The sequence below is a fragment of the Paractinoplanes globisporus DSM 43857 genome (assembly GCF_000379645.1).
In the GTDB taxonomy this organism is placed as follows: Bacteria; Actinomycetota; Actinomycetes; order Mycobacteriales; family Micromonosporaceae; genus Actinoplanes; species Actinoplanes globisporus.
Map to the genome: position 1 here is coordinate 44488 of NZ_KB903309.1, position 16416 is coordinate 60903.

Here is a 16416-nt window from a genome sequence, read left to right on the forward strand (position 1 = left end):
ACCTTAGCGCGGCGGCCTCAGCGTCGTTGCTGGTGGCGGATCGCTTGCACCCCGACGGTGACCGCGGCGAGCGCCGCGCCCGGCACCAGCATCCAGACCGGCCAGGGGTAGAGGTCGCCGTCGACCGTCACCGCGACCAGCCCGAACACCACCAGGTTGACCACGGCGAGCGCGGCCCAGATGGTCCAGAGCACGAGCAGCGCGGTCGGCATCCGGCGGGCGGCGCGGCGCGCCTCGGCCTGGCGGCGGGCGGTGACCTCGGCGGCGCTCAGGCCCGGCTTGGGCAGGTCGGTGAGCAGGACCAGCAGTTCCTGGTACGTCTTCGCGGCGTAGGCGTCGCGCACGCGGTCGTCGTACTCATGAAGCGAGAGCCGCCCCTCGTCGAGCGCGGCCTTGAGCTGCTCGGCCACCTTTTCCCGATCGGAGTCGGCGGCGCGGAGCCGCTCGACGTCGGCCCGCATCTCGTTCCCCATCGGACACTCCTTTACGCGCCCCGCCTGTCGGGTCAGGCTAGCCGAGGCTCACCAGCGATCGGCAGGGGGAAAAACCATGAATTCGCGGCTCTACGATCAGCTTCTGGAACGGCACCGGGCCGCGTACGACCGGAGCGCCGCCGCGAGGCGCGACATCACCGCCAAGCAGGGGTGGAAGATCGCCGAGCGGGCCGCGTTCCACGACCGGCTGCGGGCGGCGGGGGCGACGACGCTGCTGGAGATCGGTTCCGGCTCGGGGCAGGACAGCGCCTGGTTCCGCGAGCAGGGGCTCGAGGTCACCGCGGTCGACGCCTCGCCGGCCATGGTCGAGCTGACCCGCGCCAAGGGGGTGCCGGCCCACCTGCGGCACGTCCTGGACCTGGGCTTTCCCGCGGAGTCGTTCGACGCGGTCTACTCGGTCAACACGCTTCTCCACGTACCGAACTCGGATCTTGATGCCGCGCTGCGCTCGCTGAACGCCGTGCTGAAACCCGGTGGGCTGTTCTTCCTCGGCGTCTACGGCGGCGAGGGCTCCGAGGAGCTCTTCGCGGGCGATTCGCACGATCCGCCCCGGTTCTTCTCCTTGAGGCAAGACCAAGAGCTTCTGGCGTACGCGTCGGAGCGCTTCGATGTTGTCGACTTCCACGTGGTCCCGGCATCGGCCGACTGGCGTTTCCAATCGCTGACGCTGTTACGCCGCCTCGGCCGCGATCGCCTCGCGTAGCCGGTCCTCGGCGTGCCGGTCGGCCTGCGCGATCGACCCGCGCGGGACGGCCGCCACCAGCGCGGCCAGCACCAGCACACCGCCGGCGAAGACGAAGGACCAGGGCAGCCCGCCCGGCTGGTCGACGATCGCCCCGGCGACGGCCCCACCCGCGGCGCTCCCGCCCACCGAGACGGTCACTATCCAGGTGTACGCCTCGTTGAGCATCGCCGCGGGAGCGAGCCGGCCCACGAGCGTGTTCTCCACGGTCAGGGCGGGGGCGATGGTCGCGCCGCCCAGCACCAGGGCCATGCCCAGCCAGAGCGGGCCGGGCATCACGGTCAGGATCAGGAAGCTGGTGCCCACCGCGCCCAGCAGCCAGGCGAACTGCTTCGACAGCGGCATCGCCGGCCGCCGGGTGCCGAACCAGATCCCGCCGATCGCGCTGCCCACACCCCACACGCCGAGCAGCACGCCGCCCAGGCCGTCGCCGCCGCCGTGCTGGTTCGCGTACGCCGGGACGATCACCCCGGCCGCACCGAACGCCATGCCGAGCGCCACCACGCAGATCAGCAGCGCCGGGAAGCCGCCGGATCGGAGCGGGCCGAGCCCCTTCGCCGCGTGCTCCGGCGCGTGCGCGTGCCGGCCGCGCATCACCGGCAGCCGGGCGATCAGCGTGGTGCCGGCGAAGGTCGCGATCGCGGCGCCGATCAGCGCGGTGGCCGGCCGGTGCGTGATGACCACCAGCGCCGACACCAGCATCGGCCCGAGCACGAACACGAGCTCGAACAGCGAGGTCTCGGCGGCCAGGGCCGCGCTACGCAGGTGATGGTGCCCGCCGCCAACCTCGGTCATCGTGTTCCAGCCACGCCGGATCGCCGCGGTCAGCGGGGGATAGGTGGCGCCCGCGAGCGCCGAGGTCACGAAGATCCAGGTGAGGGCGTCCTCGCCGCCGCGGCCGGTCAGCACGAGCGCGACCAGGGCGATCGGGTGCAGCACCGCGGTGATCAGCAGGATCGGCGCCGGCCCGATGCGGTCGGCCACGCGCCCGGCGATCGGGCTCACGGCCGCGCCGGCCAGCGCGTAGAGGCCGCCGGCCAGGCCCGCCGACGAGTAGCGGCCGGTCTCCTGCTGGACGAGCAGCAGGAGGGCGAGCGGGGTCATCCCGATTCCGAGGCGGGCCAGGATTCCCACGCTCAGCAGGGCCCGTCCGCCGGGCAGCCGCCATACGCCAAGGTACTGACGCAACGCGGTCACGGTTTTCGCCTCCTCGAGTCCCGGACGTCGGTAACGACCGATCCGGCCGCCGACCCTAACGCGGTAACACGCGGGAAACACGGGGTTGGTGCTGCGGAACACAGCAAAAGGGCCGCCCCCTTTTGCCGAGGGCGGCCCTTGCCAACGTGCTTAGCTGTACTGGATGGCGCCCGCCATCTCGCGCAGCCGGGCGATCCGCTTCTCCATCGGCGGGTGCGTGGAGAACAGCGCCGAGATGCCACCGCTCCGGAACGGGTTGGCGATCATCAGGTGCGCGGCGCTGGTCAGCTGCCCGTCGGCCGGGAGCGGCAGGCGCTGCGCCCCGTACTGGATCTTCTCGAGCGCGCTGGCCAGGGCCAGCGGGTCGCCGCTGAGCTCGGCGCCCGAGGCGTCGGCCTGGAACTCCCGGTTCCGGCTGATCGCCAGCTGGATCACGGACGCGGCCAGCGGCCCGAGGATCAGCATCAGCAGCAGCGACGCGGGGTTCGGGCCGTCGTCGTCGTCCGACCCGCCCAGCGGCAGGAAGATCGCCAGCTGCGCGAACGCGGTGATGATGCCGGCCAGCGCACCCGCCACGCTCGAGATCAGGATGTCCCGGTTGTAGACGTGCGACAGCTCGTGCCCGATCACCGCCCGCAGCTCACGCCGGTCGAGCAGCTGCGTGATGCCCGCGGTGACGGCGACGGCCGCGTGCTGCGGGTTGCGCCCGGTCGCGAACGCGTTCGGCTGCGCCGACGGCGAGACGTACAGGCGCGGCATCGGCTGCCGCGCGGTGGCCGACAGCTCCCGCACCATCTGGTACAACGCCGGGAACTCGGCCTCGCTGACCGGCCGGGCCCGCATCGCCCGCAGCGCGAGCTTGTCGGAGTAGAAGTAGCTGAAGGCGTTCATCCCCAGCGAGATGACCACCGCGAACAGCAGGCCGGCGCCGCCACCGAGCCAGTACCCGACCGCCAGAATGATCGCGGTGAGCAAACCCAGCAGGGCGGCCGTCTTGAGGCCGTTGTGATGGCTGGACAACAGGGACTCCTTAGGCATGCGGCCCCTTCGGGCGCGCACCCTCGACAACGCCCCTGACCGGCGCTTTCATCCCCTGCGGGCTGTGAATTCGCTGAAGATCGCGTAGCTTCCCGGGAATGTCAGTGATCGCCCTGCGCCCCCTCGCCGACGCCGACGCGGACTTCCTCTTCCGCATGATGCGGGACCCCGAGGCGGTGCACATGGCCGCCTTCACCCCGCCCGATCCGTCCGACCGTGCCCGCTTCGACGCCCACCTGGCCCGCATCCGGACCGACCCCACCACCACCAACCGCATGATCACCCGCGACGGCGAGCCGGTCGGCAACATCGCCAGCTTCGTGATGGAGGGCGACACCGAGCTGACGCACTGGATCGACCGCGCCGCGTGGGGTCAGGGCATCGCCAGCCAGGCGCTGGCCCTCTTCCTCGAGGCCTGACGAAGAAGGCCCCTGGGCGGCGTTCTGCCTGGCCAGGGGCCTTCTGTGCGCTGAGTGTGGCGGGTGAAGGATTCGAACCTTCGAAGCTTTCGCGACGGATTTACAGTCCGCTCCCATTGGCCGCTCGGGCAACCCGCCTGGGCACACTCCTGCGGTCTCCCGCAGCAGCGGAGAACAGGATAGCGGTTCCGCCACCGGGGAATGCAACCGGGTACGGTCGGCATGTCGGGGGCCGGGTCCCGGTCCTCCGCACACATCGACGTACGCCAGCCCGCAGGAGTCTGATCATGGCAGCCAGCCCGTCCTTCGACATCGTCAGCAAGGTCGACCGGCAAGAGGTCGACAACGCGTTCCACCAGACGGAGAAGGAGCTCGGCACCCGGTTCGACTTCCGGGGCACGGGCACCAGCATCGCGAAATCGGGGGAGGAGGGGGTGACGATCACCTCGGAGACCGAGGAGCGGGCCTCGGCCGCGCTCGACGTGTTCAAGGAGAAGCTGATCAAGCGGAACATCTCCCTCAAGTCCCTGGACGCGGGCGAGCCGCGCCAGTCGGGGAAGACGTACAAGATCGACTGCAAGGTGGTCGAGGGGATCGACACCGACAAGGCCAAGGCGATCAGCAAGAAGATCCGCGACGAGGGGCCGAAGGGCGTGCAGGCGCAGATCCAGGGCGACCAGCTGCGCGTCACCGGCAAGAAGAGGGACGACCTGCAGGCGGTCATCGCGCTGCTCAAGGCCGAGGACTTCGGGGTCGCCCTGCAGTTCACCAACTACCGCTGACGAGCCTCGCGGAACCGCGCCGCCGGGGGCATCTCCGGCGGCAGACTGAGGCTATGAACGCCAGTACGTGGACCACGGTGGTCGGCGGGGTGGCCGGGATCGTCCTGGCGGTGTTCGGCGGCGGCATGCTGGTCACCGGCCGGGCGCCGGACGCGACGGTGCGGGCGTTCCGCAGCGTGCGGGACGCCGGGTGCTACCACCTGCTGTTCGGCGTGGGGCTCACGCTGATCGTGCTGGGCACCGCGCTCCGCGGGGGCATCGTGACGCTGGTGGCCACCGTTGTCGCGATCGCGCTGGTCACCGTGGCGGTGGTCCGCTTCCGCCCGCGTGGGCACCGCACCCTCAGCCGCAAGTAATAGGGTGCGGCCATGATTGATCCGGTGGTCGGGCTCGACTTCGTGGAGACGCAGCCGGTGGTGCTCGCCGACGTCCGTTACTACCTGGACGGGCGGTCGGGTCGCGCGGCCTACGAGGGCGGCCACCTCCCGGGCGCGATCTTCGTGGACGTCGACACCGATCTCGCGGCACACGGGGAACCGGCCGAGGGCAGGCACCCGCTGCCGGACGCCGAGGCCTTCGCCTCGCGCATGGCCGGGCTCGGCCTGAGCGACGACGACATCGTGATCGCGTACGACGACGCGGGCGGCGTGATGGCGGCACGGCTGGTCTGGATGCTGCGCGCCACGGGACACGCTGCCGCTCTCCTCGACGGCGGGCTCACGGCGTACGCGGGAAAATTGGAAACGACGACGCCGGAGCGGGCCCGGGGGAGCTTCGAGGCGAGGCCCTGGCCGAGCGAGAGGCTCGCGGGCATCGAGGACGCCACCAGCGATGAGTACGTAGTGCTCGACGCCCGTCAGCCGGAGCGGTTCCGTGGTGAGACCGAGCCGATCGACCCGCGAGCCGGGCACATCCCGGGCGCCCGCAGCCTGCCCTGCCGGGAGAACGTGGACGGTACCGGCCTCTTCCTGCCGCCCGAGCAGCTGCGCGAGCGCTTCGTGGCGGTCGGCGTCACCGACGGCGCGGAGGTCGTCTCCTACTGCGGGTCGGGGGTCACCGCCTGCCACAATCTGCTGGCCCTCGAGCGGGCCGGCTTCGCCCCGGGGCGTCTCTACCCGGGCTCGTGGTCGCAGTACAGCGCCACCGAGCGACCCGCCGCGACCGGCGAGTAAGAAGGCCTAGGAGTCGGGCTCGCCGGCCAGGCCGCGGGCCTCGGCGACCGCTTCCGGGCCGAGTCCTTCGTAGCCGGTGCGGTCGTGCTGGCGGCCCTGCTCCTCGATCCACCGGGTGTGTGCCTCCCAGGCGGCCTGCTTGCTGCTGCCCAGTGCCGTCCCGATCTGCGTCCACGATGCCCCGGCGCCGCGCGCCGCCCGCACCATCGCCTGCCGGCCGTACCCGGCCTTACGGATCACGACCTCGCTGAGCGCCAGCATCTCGAGGGCCTCGTCGCGGCTGAGTGGTGGCGGAGCGTCCTCGCCGTGCGGCTCGCCGGCCATCGTCGCGAGAGCGTCCCGCATCCGAAGCTCGTCGTACCGCGTTGTAGCGGTGGACAGGGTGTGCTCGCGCTCCAGTTCGTCCGGTGACGCAGTCATCGGGCCAGCCTGCCGTCAGGGCTTCTTGACGTCAAGTGATCTTGACAGGTTGGATGCGAATTGCCCTCATATCTACTGCTATTTCGGCCGTAAAGCTGTCAATTTTTCGGGTGTGAGTCCAGAGTGCACCTCAGCCGTTCGGTCAGGATTTCGGCGTGTGAGGCTCCGACCCGCCGCCGGACACTCCCCGTCGCACAACTGGTGTGGCACCATCATGTGACCCCCCGCCGGTTTGCGTAACAACTTGTTCGCGTTATGACGTCACAGGAGTCGGGCATGTTCGCAAGGAAGCTGGGCCGCGTAGCCGGCTTGGTTCTCGTGCTCGCAGTCGTCTTTGGTGGCGTGGGCGCCGCCGCTGGGAACGCGGACGAGAGCAAGAGCGCCGTTCAATTCAGCACCCTCAGCATTGAGTGGGACTGACCGTCCCGCGCCCGGCCGGCCCGGGCATCGACTGCGACGCTGACTGAAAAGGGAGCGTTATGGTCAGGCGTCCGCAGGCACGCCCGCGATCCGCACAGTACGCATGGCTGATCACCGGCCCGCTGGCCGTCTTCGCCACCGTCTGCGTCGTGGCTCTCTGGTTGGCCGAGCCGACGTGGTACAGGTCGTGGCCGGGGGCGCTCCTCGCGCTGGCCGGCGTCTGCATGGCGTACGTCGGCGTCTTCAACGTCGTCATCCGGCGCGGGTCGTACAGCATCATCCTGACCGAGGTCCCGCTCATCCTGGCGCTGTTCTATCTGCCGGGCGCGATGGTGCCCCTGGTGGTGGCGGCCGCGACGATCATCACGCAGCTGGCGCGCTCGGCCGTGGTCATGCCGGCCAAGATGTGGTTCAACGTGGCCAAGGCCACCGCCTCGATCTCGGCCGCCGCGCTGATCGTGACGGCGCTGCACGTGGACGAGCACGCCGGCCCGCGCACCTGGGCGGTCCTGACCATCGCCCTGCTGGTCAACGTGATCGTCGACATGATCTGCGTGTCCGGCGTGATGAGCCTGGTCCAGGGCGTCCCCGCCGGGCTGGACATGCTGCGTGGCCTGCCGCCGGCGATCGCGATCGCCGGCGTCAACATCGTGATCGGCCTGGTGTTCCTGGAAGCCCTGGTCGCCAGCCGCTGGTCGGCGCTGCTCCTGGCGATTCTGATCGCCGCGCTGGTCCTGATGCTCCGGTCGTTCGCCGAGTTCTTCCGGCAGCACCGCACGCTCACCGACGTCTACGAACTGACCAAGGCCGTACGCGAGGAGGGTCCCGACGACGCCGGCCTGCCCGACGTGCTGCTGGGCCGGGTCCGTGCCCTGATGCGCGCCGAGTACGCGACGCTGTGGCTCGCTCCCCAGGGCCGCCATCCCGAGGTGCTGCTGACGGCCCGGGTGGAGAACAAGGGACTGCTCGACCTCTCGCCCACGCCCACTGCCGTCCGGGAGCGCGCGTTCGCCGACGGCCAGACGCTCGCCGTCGGCCCCCAGTTCGCCAAGACTCAGGACCTGCGCCGCGAGCTACGGGCATTGAAGATCAAGGACGCGGTCCTCGTGCCGCTGCGCTCCGGTCAGACCACGATCGGCACTCTCGAGGTGGTCAACCGGCTCGGCGACACCCGATCCTTCCGCGCCGCCGACGTGCAGGTGCTCGAGACGATCGCGGCGCACGCGGCGGCCGCGGTGGAAAACTCCCGGCTGGTCGAGCGGCTGCGGCACGACGCGTACCACGACCGGCTCACCGGCCTGCCCAACCGGCGGCGGATCACCGACGCGCTGGCCGAGGCGGTCAAGGTGCGCGCTGAGAAAGAAGTCGTCGCCACCCTGCTCTTCGACGTCGACGGCCAGCGCGACGTGAACGAGTCGATGGGCCACGCGGCCGGTGACAAGCTGCTCGCCGAGGTGGCCGAGCGGCTGCGCAGCATCGCCGGCCCGGGCGCCCTGGTCGGCCGGATAGGCGGCGACGAGTTCGTGGTGACTCAGCGCGCCGAGAGCACCGACGCGACCGTCCAGCTGGCGACCGAGATGCGCGAGCAGCTGCGCGGGCCGATGACGGTCGGCTCGCTCACCCTCGACGTCGACACGGCCGTCGGCGTCTCGGTCTACCCCGACCACGGCGGCGATCCCGAGACGCTCATCCAGCGGGCCGAGCTGGCCGCCAACGCGGCCAAGGTTCTGCCGTACGGCGTGCAGCTGTTCCACCCCGCTCTGGAGTCCCGCGCGGTGCGCCGCCTGGGCATCGCCGCCGACCTGCGCAAGGCCCTCGACAACGACGACCTGGACGTCTACTACCAGCCCAAGGTGACCCTCGCCGACCGTCACCTGGTCGGCGTCGAGTGCCTGGCCCGCTGGACGCACGCCGCGCACGGCGAGGTCGCCCCGGAAGACTTCGTGGCGGTCGCCGAGCACACCGGCCAGCTCTCCCGGCTCACCGAGCGAGTGCTCTCCGAGGGCCTGCGCCGCTGTCACGAGTGGGCCGAGGCCGACCGTCCGCTCTCCATCGCGGTCAACCTCTCGGTACGCACCCTGCTCGACTCCCGCTTCCCCGACCAGGTCGAAGAGCTGCTCGACCGGTACGGCGTGGCCGCGGCCCAGGTGACCTTCGAGATCTCCGAGCCGGGCATGCTCGGCGACATCGAGCGCGTGCTGCCCACCCTCTACCGCCTGCGCGACCTCGGCGTGCGGCTCAGCGTCGACGACTTCGGCACGGGCGCCTCCTCGCTGTCCTACCTGCGGCAGTGGCCGGTCCACGAGGTCAAGATCGACGACAGCTTCGTGCAGGGCATGGCGACCGACTCCGGCGACCTCGCGATCGTGCGAGCGGTGATCAGCCTGTCCCGTGAGTTCGGCCTGACCGTGGTGGCCGAGGGCGTCGAGAGCGAGCTGACTCTCGACCTGCTGGAGGAGATGGGCTGCGAGATCGGCCAGGGCTACCTCTTCAGCCGTCCCCTGCCGTACGAGCGGCTGGAGGCCTGGTTCAGCGCGCAGACCGAGCCGGAATCCACCCCCACGGGCGAGGTCCGGCGGCTGCGTGCGGTGATCTGACCCCGATTTCACCCCCGCCTGGGGGCCGTGTATTCTTCTCCGTGCGCAGCAAGCGAGAGATCGCGCGCTAAGCCCCCTTAGCTCAGTCGGCAGAGCGTCTCCATGGTAAGGAGAAGGTCTACGGTTCGATTCCGTAAGGGGGCTCTACCGGGTTCGTTCCCCGCCGCTGGCGCTGAACTTGGGCCTGGCGCGGCGGTGTAGCTCAGTTGGCAGAGCAAGCGGCTCATAATCGCTGTGTCGCCGGTTCAAGTCCGGCCACCGCTACTAGCACTTTTGCAGATCGGCCTGTCGAGCGTCTACGCTGGCATGTCGTTAAGTAACCCTGTGAGCAGGAAGGCACCTTGCCGTGGCCAAGGCGACCGACGTCCGTCCGAAGATCACCCTGGCGTGTACGGAGTGCAAGGAGCGGAACTACATCACCCGGAAGAACCGGCGCAACGACCCCGACCGCATCGAGCTGAAGAAGTTCTGCCCCCGGGACGGCCGCCACACTCTGCACCGCGAGACCCGCTGACTCCAGCACTACCCGAGCAACGCCTGCTGCGCCGTCCGGAAGGGCGGCGCAGAGTAGTTTGTGGGCATGCCCCTGGACCAATCCTTCGTCGGACGTTCATACCCGCCCACCGAGCCGTACATCGTCGGTCGCGAGAAGATCCGCGAGTTCGCCCGCGCCATCGGTGCCGCCGAGGCGGAGTATCAAGATCTTGAGGCGGCCCGCGCGCTCGGCTACGCCGACGTCGTCGCCCCGCCGACCTTCCCGATCGTCCTCACGATGGCGTCCAGCCACGCCCAGATCGTCGAGGACCCGGAGCTCGGCATCGACTACAGCCGCGTGGTGCACGGCGACCAGCGTTTCGCGTACGCCCGGCCCATCGTGGCCGGCGACGCCCTGGTCTGTGTGAACACGGTGGAGGAGATCACCACCCGGGGCGGGCACGACTTCATGACCACCCGCAGCGACGTCTCGACCGAGGCCGGCGAGCTCGTGGTCACCGTCTGGGCCAAGCTCGTTCAGCGCGGGGAGGAGTAAAACGTGAGCCTCGAGACGCAGACCTTCCGGGTCACCCGGGCCGACCTGGTCCGTTACGCCGGCGCCTCCGGCGACTTCAACCCGATCCACTGGAGCGAGCGCTTCGCCACCTCGGTCGGCCTGCCGGGCGTGATCGCCCACGGCATGTTCACGATGGCCCTCGTGGGCCGGGCCGTGACCGCCTGGGCCGGCGCACCCGACGCGGTGGTCGAGTTCAGCGTCCGCTTCTCCCGGCCGGTCCCGGTCCCCGACACCGACGAGGGCACTGAGGTCGTGGTCTCCGTCGCGGTGAAGGGCGAGACCGAGGAGGGGCACACCAAGCTGACGCTCACCGCGACGTGTCAGGGGGAGAAAGTTCTCTCGATGGCACAAGCAGTCGTACGGAAGCGGTAGGGCGGGTTGGGATAACCCGCGGTCTACCCGTACACTGGTCCGCCGTGGGGCCAATGACCCCCTGAACTCGCCTGCGCGAGGAATGGGGTGATCAACCTCGCACAGGGGTGTAGCTCAATTGGCAGAGCAGCGGTCTCCAAAACCGCAGGCTGCAGGTTCAAGTCCTGTCACCCCTGCGCAACTCTCCCAGACGTGCCCGCCCGGGACAGCGGTCCGCACGACCCCCGCCCCCGGAAATGGGCGCTGACGGGGACCACCACCACCGATCACGGAAGTAGGGCGCCATGGCCGAGAGGAATCGACCCGGTGACGCCGGCGACCCGGCCGACGACGAGGTGTTTGACGACGCCGTCGCCGATGACGCGGAGTCCGATGACGATCTCGAGGCCGAGCCGGTAGGCCGTGGCGGCACCGCCGTCGCCGAGCGCACCAAGGGCGAGGCGCCGAAAAAGAAGAAGGAAGCACGCCGCACCGGCTTCTTCGGCCGCATCGGTGGTTTCTTCCGTGAAGTGGTCAGTGAGCTGCGTAAGGTCATCTGGCCGACGCGCAAGGAGCTGCTGACCTACACGACGATCGTGATCGTCTTCGTGACGGTCATGACCGCCATCGTGGGTGTCCTGGACTACGGGTTCGGGAAGGCCGTTCTGTGGGCCTTCGGCGGCAAGTGATCAGCAGACTTATTTGGAAGTGAGCGAGCGTGCCTGAGTACGACGACGAGACCGCGCGGTCCGCCGACGAGCTCTCGTCGGTGGCCACGGCGGACACCGACGAGTCGGTCGAGGCCGCCGTTTCCGCAGACGAGGCGGAACCGCAGAACGAGGACGACGACTTCGACCCGGTGCAGGAGCTGCGGCAGAAGCTGCGCTACGCCCCCGGCGAGTGGTACGTGGTGCACTCCTACGCCGGTTACGAGAACAAGGTCAAGACCAACCTCGAGACCCGGATCACGAGCCTCGACATGGAGGACTTCATCTTCCAGGTCGAGGTGCCGACCCGCGAAGAGGTCGAGGTCAAGAACGGTAAGCGCCAGCAGGTCAACAACAAGGTCTTCCCGGGCTACATCCTGGTCCGGATGGACCTGACCCCCGAGTCGTACTCCTGCGTGCGCAACACGCCCGGCGTGACCGGCTTCGTGGGCGCCACCGACCGGGTCGACCGGCCGGCTCCCCTCTCGCTGGACGAGGTGCTCAAGTGGCTCGCCCCGGCCGTGGAGCAGGAGGAGAAGAAGGCCAAGCCCGAGATCAAGGTCCTCGACTTCGAGGTCGGCGACTCGGTCACGGTCACCGACGGCGCGTTCGCCTCGCTGCCGGCCTCGATCAGTGAAATTAATGCCGACCAGCAGAAGTTGAAGGTTCTGGTCTCCATCTTCGGCCGTGAGACGCCGGTGGAGCTGAACTTCAACCAGGTCACCAAGATCTGACAGCACGTCAGTGGGAGGGGTCTTTTTCCGAGGCCCCGCCATCAACCACAGGAGTAAGTAAATGCAGCGCAGCAAGGGCTACCGCAAGGCGGCCGAGCAGATCGACCACACCAAGCTGTACGAGCCGGCCGACGCGATCAAGCTGGCCAAGGACTCGAGCCCGACCAAGTTCGACGCCACCGTCGAGGTCGCGATGCGTCTCGGCGTCGACCCCCGCAAGGCCGACCAGATGGTCCGCGGCACGGTCAACCTGCCGCACGGCACCGGCAAGACGGCCCGCGTGATCGTCTTCGCCCAGGGCGCCAAGGCCGAGGAGGCCGTCGCGGCCGGCGCCGACGAGGTCGGCACCGACGAGCTCGTCGCCCGCATCCAGGGCGGCTGGCTGGACTTCGACGCGGCGATCGCCACCCCCGACCAGATGGCCAAGATCGGTCGGATCGCCCGCATCCTCGGCCCCCGCGGCCTCATGCCGAACCCGAAGACCGGCACGGTCACCATGGACGTGACCAAGGCGGTCAACGAGATCAAGGGCGGCAAGATCACCTTCCGGGTGGACAAGCACTCGAACCTGCACCTGATCATCGGCAAGGCCTCGTTCTCCGAGGACCAGCTGATCGACAACTACGCCGCCGTGCTCGACGAGGTCCTCCGCGTCAAGCCGTCCGCGGCCAAGGGCAAGTACCTCAGGAAGGTCACCGTCACCACGACCATGGGCCCGGGCGTCCCGGTCGACCCGAACGTGGTGAAGGGCCTCAAGGCCGAGGCCTGATCGCTTTTCACGAAAGCCCCCGGGACATCCCGGGGGCTTTCTTTGTGGCAGGCTTGCGGCCGTGCGTTTCGAGCAGGTGTGGTTCCGGTACGCCCGGAGGGCCGGCTGGACGCTGCGCGAGGTGACGGCCACCGTCGAGCAGGGCGCCACGATTGTCGTGCTCGGCCGTAACGGCGCCGGCAAGTCCACGTTGCTCCAACTGGCCGCCGGCGTGCTGCGCCCGGGCCGGGGCGCGGTCCGGGACCGTCCCGCGGTCGTCGGCTGGGTCCCCGAGCGCTTCCCGGCCGACCAGCCCTTCACCGCGGCCGACTACCTGCATCGCATGGCCTCGGTGCGGGGCGCGGCCCCAGGGGCTGTCGATCGCTGGGTCGAGCGCCTGCTGCTCACCGAGCACACCGGCACCCGCCTGGCCGACCTCTCGAAGGGCACCGCGCAAAAGGTCGGCCTGGCCCAGGCCCTGCTCGTCCCGCCCGGCCTGCTAGTGCTCGACGAGCCCTGGGAGGGTCTCGACTCGGTCGCCCGCACGCTGATCCCGGACATCGTCGCCGAGGTGACCTCGGCGGGCGGCTCCGTGCTGGTCAGCGACCATCGGGGCGAGATCACGGCGCTGCCCGGCGCGATCCACTGGTCGATCGCCGAGGGCACGCTGCACACCTCTGCGCCACCGCCATCGGCGGCCGCAACGCCGGTCGAGGAGGAGGATGAGGTAGTCGTGGAGGTCGCGGTCCGTCGTTCCGAAGCCGACCGGGCGGTGGTCGCGCTGCGTGCCGCCGGTCACCGCGTTCTGGGCGTACGCGAATGAGCGCGCTCGTCCGGATGAGGATCGCCGGTTTCGTGCGCGGCGGCCGCGCCCTGCCCCCGCTGATCGCCGTGCTGGTCGAACTCGGGATCCTCTACGGCGGGGGAGCCTCCCCGGCCGCGGTCGCCTACGGCTACTCGGCCGCCGCCCTGTTCCCGGTCCTCGCCTGGCTCACCAAGCTCCTGCTCGACACCGAGCCCGACGTGCAGCGCCGCCTGGCCCGCCTGTCGGTCGGTCCCGCCCGCGAGGCCACCGCCGGCGTCCTGGCCGCCCTGGTGCTCTCCCTGCTCGTCTGCGTGGCCGCCATGGCCGCACCCTGGCTGTTCCACGGCATCGACACCCGCACCGCGCTCGGCAGCGGCATCGCGCTAGGCGTGCTGGCCCACCTATTGGCCGTCCCGCCCGCCATCGCCCTGGGCGCCCTCGCCAGCCGGGCCGTCACCCGCAGCGTCCGGCTTGGCGTGACGGTGCTGGTGGTGGCCGCGGTGCTGGTGGTGGTGCTGGGCCTGACCGGCTCGTTCGCCCCCTGGCTGGTCCCACCCGTGATGGCCACCGCCCGAGCCCTCAACGACCCGGCCGCACCGCCGGCGGCCACCCTGGCCCTCCTGGTGTTCTGGGCGGCCGCGTGGTGCACCGTCGCCTTCGCCGGCTACGGCTGGCTGCGCCGCGCCCGCTCCTGACGCCCCTGCGCCCGACGCCCGCGCTCCTCGTGCGCGTGAGCCCGGCGCCCCGCGCCCTGCGCCCCGCACCCTGCGTCCTGGCGCCCCCGCTCCTGGCGCCCCGCTCGTGGCGCCCCCGCTCCTGGCGCCCCCGCCCTGCCCCTGCTGTGGATAACCCCCAAAAACTGTCAGACCCGGCTGCTTCACTCGGCCCCACCCAGTACTGGGGTGGGGTGGATCGGCGGGTGACGGTGGGCGAGGCAGGTGAGGGCGGCCCGCACCGATCGAGGCAGGGAATCAGGTCATACCGGGCCGAGCGACCAAGCAAGCAGTTCCGGCCGGGAGGGGTCGATTTGGCGGTGACGGCGTCACCGCGTACAGTTTCGTGTCGGAGTTCCACCCATAGACCGCTGGTCGCCGCAGTCGCCGTCACCACGACGGAGGCCGCGGCCGAAGGTCCCGCCGAATGCGGGCGACCCGCGCAGGGGAGAACGGTCAGCGATTCCAGGCTCGCGCCTGATGCCGCCCCGTGCCCTTGCGCCGGGGCGTTTCTCATTTCGTGGTTCCTTCTCCTGACCAGTGGCTTTGAGCACTGAGAGAGGAGGGACATGGCGGACAAGCCGGTCCGGGCCGACAAGGCCAGCGCCGTCGCGGAGCTCACCGAGAACTTCCGTGGTTCGGCGGCCACCGTGTTGACCGAGTACCGCGGCCTCACGGTCAAGCAGCTCACCGAGCTGCGGCGTTCGCTCGGCAAGGAGACCAAGTACTCCGTGTCGAAGAACACGCTCGCGAAGCGGGCGGCCGTTGACGCGGGCATCGAGGGCCTCGACGCGCTGTTCACCGGTCCTACCGCGCTCGCCTTCATCGGTGGCGACCCGGTCGAGGCGGCCAAGGGTCTTCGCGATTTCGCCAAGGCCAACCCCGTCCTGAAGATCAAGGGCGGTGTCTTCGAGGGCCGCGCGATCACGGCCGACGAGGTCAACAAGATCGCTGACCTCGAGTCTCGTGAGGTTCTGCTGGCCAAGCTGGCCGGCGCCATGAAGGGCAACCTCTCCAAGGCGGCCGGGCTGTTCCAGGCCCCGCTGTCGCAGGTGGCGCGCCTCGCGGCCGCCCTGCAGGAGAAGCGCGAGAAGGACGGTTCCGCCGAGGCCTGAGAGCCGCGCGGAATCCACGACATTTCACCACAGAAGCTAGGAAAGGTTGCCTAACATGGCGAAGCTCAGCACCACCGAGCTGCTCGACGCGTTCAAGGAGATGACGCTGATCGAGCTGTCCGAGTTCGTGAAGCAGTTCGAGGAGACCTTCGAGGTCACCGCGGCTGCTCCGGTCGCCGTCGCGGCCGCTGCCGGCGGTGGCGCTGCCGCCGCTCCGGTCGAGGAGGAGAAGGACTCGTTCGACGTTGTCCTCGAGGGCGACGGTGGCAAGAAGATCCAGGTCATCAAGGTCGTGCGCGAGCTGACCGGCCTGGGCCTCAAGGAGGCCAAGGACGCCGTCGAGGCCGCCCCCAAGGCGATCCTCGAGGGTGTCAACAAGGAGAAGGCCGAGGCCGCCAAGGCCAAGCTCGAGGGTGAGGGCGCCAAGGTCACCCTCAAGTGATCTAACGCTCCACAGCTTTCTCTTGCGGATGGCGAAGACCCGTGCCGGGTCTTCGCCATCGGTGTTTTCGCGCGCATTGTCCCTGGTAGCGGCCTTGCGTGCGGCTGTCATTCACCCGACCGGCAAAGTCGGTTTAATCGGGCAATAGCTGGAGTATGGTCGCTAGGACGTGCCCGCCGGGAGGCGGCGCGAGCCCGACCCGCGGCGCAGCCCTTGACTGAGTGTCCGCTGACAGGCACGCTGACATCAGCAAGTTCTCCGCGCTTGCGACAGCCGCCCTGGGGTGGCCCGCGATTTGGAATGACAGAGTCAACGGGCCTTCGCAGACGGCACCAGAGGGAGACATGCCGCGTACCGAGCGGCCCCGCGTTTGGCCCTGGCCCCTGGAGGCGCAGGTCAGAGGCCGCGGGGACACGTTCCGCAGGCCCCCTCCGGTGTGGGCTGGACAGCGGTTAGCCGAGCGGCTACA

Annotated in this window: 20 protein-coding genes and 4 tRNA genes; 19 read left to right on the top strand and 5 right to left on the bottom strand. The window is 69.8% G+C overall.

Annotated elements, in window-relative coordinates:
- Positions 1 to 17: 17 nt before the first annotated feature.
- Entirely contained in the window at positions 18 to 473 is a 456-nt protein-coding gene (locus tag A3CQ_RS0124280; protein ID WP_020513559.1) for a DUF1707 SHOCT-like domain-containing protein, read from the bottom strand.
- A 76-nt stretch (positions 474 to 549) separates the two neighbouring features.
- Here A3CQ_RS0124280 and A3CQ_RS0124285 point away from each other — a divergent pair, with 76 nt between their 5' ends.
- Complete coding sequence (locus tag A3CQ_RS0124285) at positions 550 to 1197, top strand: class I SAM-dependent methyltransferase (RefSeq protein ID WP_020513560.1); 648 nt, start codon at positions 550 to 552, stop codon at positions 1195 to 1197.
- On the opposite strand, the gene A3CQ_RS0124290 is transcribed toward A3CQ_RS0124285, so the two are convergent.
- Entirely contained in the window at positions 1165 to 2433 is a 1269-nt protein-coding gene (locus tag A3CQ_RS0124290; protein ID WP_020513561.1) for an MFS transporter, read from the bottom strand. The genes A3CQ_RS0124285 and A3CQ_RS0124290 overlap by 33 nt on opposite strands.
- Positions 2434 to 2583: 150 nt before the next feature.
- Positions 2584 to 3471, bottom strand: a complete 888-nt coding sequence (htpX, locus tag A3CQ_RS0124295; protein ID WP_040432769.1) for a zinc metalloprotease HtpX — start codon at positions 3469 to 3471, stop codon at positions 2584 to 2586.
- 98 nt (positions 3472 to 3569) lie between these two features.
- Between htpX and A3CQ_RS53850 the strand changes: the two genes are divergently transcribed.
- The gene (locus A3CQ_RS53850) at positions 3570 to 3890 is read left to right on the top strand and encodes a GNAT family N-acetyltransferase (RefSeq protein WP_020513563.1); all 321 of its coding nucleotides are present in this window, start codon (positions 3570 to 3572) and stop codon (positions 3888 to 3890) included.
- A 57-nt stretch (positions 3891 to 3947) separates the two neighbouring features.
- On the opposite strand, the gene A3CQ_RS0124305 is transcribed toward A3CQ_RS53850, so the two are convergent.
- Positions 3948 to 4028: transfer RNA gene (locus A3CQ_RS0124305), tRNA-Tyr, on the bottom strand.
- Positions 4029 to 4177: 149 nt separating this feature from the next.
- Here A3CQ_RS0124305 and A3CQ_RS0124310 point away from each other — a divergent pair.
- From A3CQ_RS0124310 to A3CQ_RS0124320, 3 genes are read left to right on the top strand one after another with little or no spacing between them, the layout of a single operon-like run.
- On the top strand, positions 4178 to 4672 hold the full coding sequence (locus tag A3CQ_RS0124310; protein ID WP_020513564.1) for a YajQ family cyclic di-GMP-binding protein: 495 nt from the start codon (positions 4178 to 4180) through the stop codon (positions 4670 to 4672).
- A gap of 53 nt (positions 4673 to 4725) precedes the next feature.
- A complete protein-coding gene (locus tag A3CQ_RS0124315; RefSeq protein ID WP_020513565.1) occupies positions 4726 to 5028 on the top strand; it encodes a hypothetical protein in 303 nt (100 codons plus the stop codon).
- A 12-nt stretch (positions 5029 to 5040) separates the two neighbouring features.
- Positions 5041 to 5844: a sulfurtransferase gene (locus A3CQ_RS0124320; protein ID WP_051115336.1), complete on the top strand. Its 804-nt coding sequence runs from the start codon at positions 5041 to 5043 to the stop codon at positions 5842 to 5844.
- A 6-nt stretch (positions 5845 to 5850) separates the two neighbouring features.
- Here the strand turns inward: A3CQ_RS0124320 and A3CQ_RS0124325 are convergent, their stop codons facing one another.
- Complete coding sequence (locus tag A3CQ_RS0124325; RefSeq protein WP_020513567.1) at positions 5851 to 6264, bottom strand: hypothetical protein; 414 nt, start codon at positions 6262 to 6264, stop codon at positions 5851 to 5853.
- A gap of 479 nt (positions 6265 to 6743) precedes the next feature.
- Here A3CQ_RS0124325 and A3CQ_RS0124335 point away from each other — a divergent pair, with 479 nt between their 5' ends.
- The 14 genes from A3CQ_RS0124335 to rplL all read left to right on the top strand — a co-directional run bounded on the left by A3CQ_RS0124335 (position 6744) and on the right by rplL (position 15947).
- Entirely contained in the window at positions 6744 to 9281 is a 2538-nt protein-coding gene (locus tag A3CQ_RS0124335) for a putative bifunctional diguanylate cyclase/phosphodiesterase (protein ID WP_020513569.1), read from the top strand.
- A gap of 71 nt (positions 9282 to 9352) precedes the next feature.
- Positions 9353 to 9425: transfer RNA gene (locus A3CQ_RS0124340), tRNA-Thr, on the top strand.
- Positions 9426 to 9472: 47 nt separating this feature from the next.
- A tRNA-Met gene (locus A3CQ_RS0124345) sits at positions 9473 to 9545 on the top strand.
- 82 nt (positions 9546 to 9627) lie between these two features.
- The gene (gene rpmG / locus A3CQ_RS0124350; protein ID WP_015618978.1) at positions 9628 to 9795 is read left to right on the top strand and encodes a 50S ribosomal protein L33; all 168 of its coding nucleotides are present in this window, start codon (positions 9628 to 9630) and stop codon (positions 9793 to 9795) included.
- Positions 9796 to 9861: 66 nt separating this feature from the next.
- Positions 9862 to 10311, top strand: a complete 450-nt coding sequence (locus A3CQ_RS0124355; protein ID WP_020513570.1) for a MaoC family dehydratase N-terminal domain-containing protein — start codon at positions 9862 to 9864, stop codon at positions 10309 to 10311.
- A gap of 3 nt (positions 10312 to 10314) precedes the next feature.
- Positions 10315 to 10704 (top strand): MaoC family dehydratase, encoded by a 390-nt coding sequence (locus A3CQ_RS0124360; protein WP_020513571.1) that lies wholly within the window; start codon positions 10315 to 10317, stop codon positions 10702 to 10704.
- Positions 10705 to 10807: 103 nt separating this feature from the next.
- Positions 10808 to 10880: transfer RNA gene (locus A3CQ_RS0124365), tRNA-Trp, on the top strand.
- Between the two features lie 108 nt (positions 10881 to 10988).
- Positions 10989 to 11372: a preprotein translocase subunit SecE gene (gene secE, locus A3CQ_RS0124370; protein WP_020513572.1), complete on the top strand. Its 384-nt coding sequence runs from the start codon at positions 10989 to 10991 to the stop codon at positions 11370 to 11372.
- Positions 11373 to 11401: 29 nt separating this feature from the next.
- Entirely contained in the window at positions 11402 to 12124 is a 723-nt protein-coding gene (gene nusG / locus A3CQ_RS0124375; protein ID WP_020513573.1) for a transcription termination/antitermination protein NusG, read from the top strand.
- Positions 12125 to 12185: 61 nt separating this feature from the next.
- Entirely contained in the window at positions 12186 to 12893 is a 708-nt protein-coding gene (rplA, locus tag A3CQ_RS0124380) for a 50S ribosomal protein L1 (RefSeq protein WP_020513574.1), read from the top strand.
- A gap of 61 nt (positions 12894 to 12954) precedes the next feature.
- Positions 12955 to 13695, top strand: coding sequence for an ATP-binding cassette domain-containing protein (locus A3CQ_RS53855; RefSeq protein WP_020513575.1), 741 nt, complete (start codon positions 12955 to 12957; stop codon positions 13693 to 13695).
- A complete protein-coding gene (locus A3CQ_RS0124390) occupies positions 13692 to 14372 on the top strand; it encodes a hypothetical protein (RefSeq protein ID WP_020513576.1) in 681 nt (226 codons plus the stop codon). The genes A3CQ_RS53855 and A3CQ_RS0124390 overlap by 4 nt, the downstream gene beginning before the upstream one ends.
- A gap of 587 nt (positions 14373 to 14959) precedes the next feature.
- Entirely contained in the window at positions 14960 to 15505 is a 546-nt protein-coding gene (gene rplJ / locus A3CQ_RS0124395; protein ID WP_020513577.1) for a 50S ribosomal protein L10, read from the top strand.
- 55 nt (positions 15506 to 15560) lie between these two features.
- Positions 15561 to 15947 (top strand): 50S ribosomal protein L7/L12, encoded by a 387-nt coding sequence (gene rplL, locus A3CQ_RS0124400; protein WP_020513578.1) that lies wholly within the window; start codon positions 15561 to 15563, stop codon positions 15945 to 15947.
- The last annotated feature ends 469 nt before the right edge of the window (positions 15948 to 16416 follow it).

What these genes read in the sequence shown, in the direction of transcription:
- A3CQ_RS0124280 (WP_020513559.1), bottom strand. Translation starts at nt 473, where the DNA reads ATGGGGAACGAGATGCGGGCCGACGTCGAGCGGCTCCGCGCCGCCGAC.
- A3CQ_RS0124285 (WP_020513560.1), top strand. Translation starts at nt 550, where the DNA reads ATGAATTCGCGGCTCTACGATCAGCTTCTGGAACGGCACCGGGCCGCG.
- htpX (WP_040432769.1), bottom strand. Translation starts at nt 3,471, where the DNA reads ATGCCTAAGGAGTCCCTGTTGTCCAGCCATCACAACGGCCTCAAGACG.
- A3CQ_RS53850 (WP_020513563.1), top strand. Translation starts at nt 3,570, where the DNA reads ATGTCAGTGATCGCCCTGCGCCCCCTCGCCGACGCCGACGCGGACTTC.
- A3CQ_RS0124310 (WP_020513564.1), top strand. Translation starts at nt 4,178, where the DNA reads ATGGCAGCCAGCCCGTCCTTCGACATCGTCAGCAAGGTCGACCGGCAA.
- A3CQ_RS0124315 (WP_020513565.1), top strand. Translation starts at nt 4,726, where the DNA reads ATGAACGCCAGTACGTGGACCACGGTGGTCGGCGGGGTGGCCGGGATC.
- A3CQ_RS0124320 (WP_051115336.1), top strand. Translation starts at nt 5,041, where the DNA reads ATGATTGATCCGGTGGTCGGGCTCGACTTCGTGGAGACGCAGCCGGTG.
- A3CQ_RS0124325 (WP_020513567.1), bottom strand. Translation starts at nt 6,264, where the DNA reads ATGACTGCGTCACCGGACGAACTGGAGCGCGAGCACACCCTGTCCACC.
- A3CQ_RS0124335 (WP_020513569.1), top strand. Translation starts at nt 6,744, where the DNA reads ATGGTCAGGCGTCCGCAGGCACGCCCGCGATCCGCACAGTACGCATGG.
- A3CQ_RS0124355 (WP_020513570.1), top strand. Translation starts at nt 9,862, where the DNA reads ATGCCCCTGGACCAATCCTTCGTCGGACGTTCATACCCGCCCACCGAG.
- secE (WP_020513572.1), top strand. Translation starts at nt 10,989, where the DNA reads ATGGCCGAGAGGAATCGACCCGGTGACGCCGGCGACCCGGCCGACGAC.
- rplA (WP_020513574.1), top strand. Translation starts at nt 12,186, where the DNA reads ATGCAGCGCAGCAAGGGCTACCGCAAGGCGGCCGAGCAGATCGACCAC.
- A3CQ_RS0124390 (WP_020513576.1), top strand. Translation starts at nt 13,692, where the DNA reads ATGAGCGCGCTCGTCCGGATGAGGATCGCCGGTTTCGTGCGCGGCGGC.
- rplJ (WP_020513577.1), top strand. Translation starts at nt 14,960, where the DNA reads ATGGCGGACAAGCCGGTCCGGGCCGACAAGGCCAGCGCCGTCGCGGAG.
- rplL (WP_020513578.1), top strand. Translation starts at nt 15,561, where the DNA reads ATGGCGAAGCTCAGCACCACCGAGCTGCTCGACGCGTTCAAGGAGATG.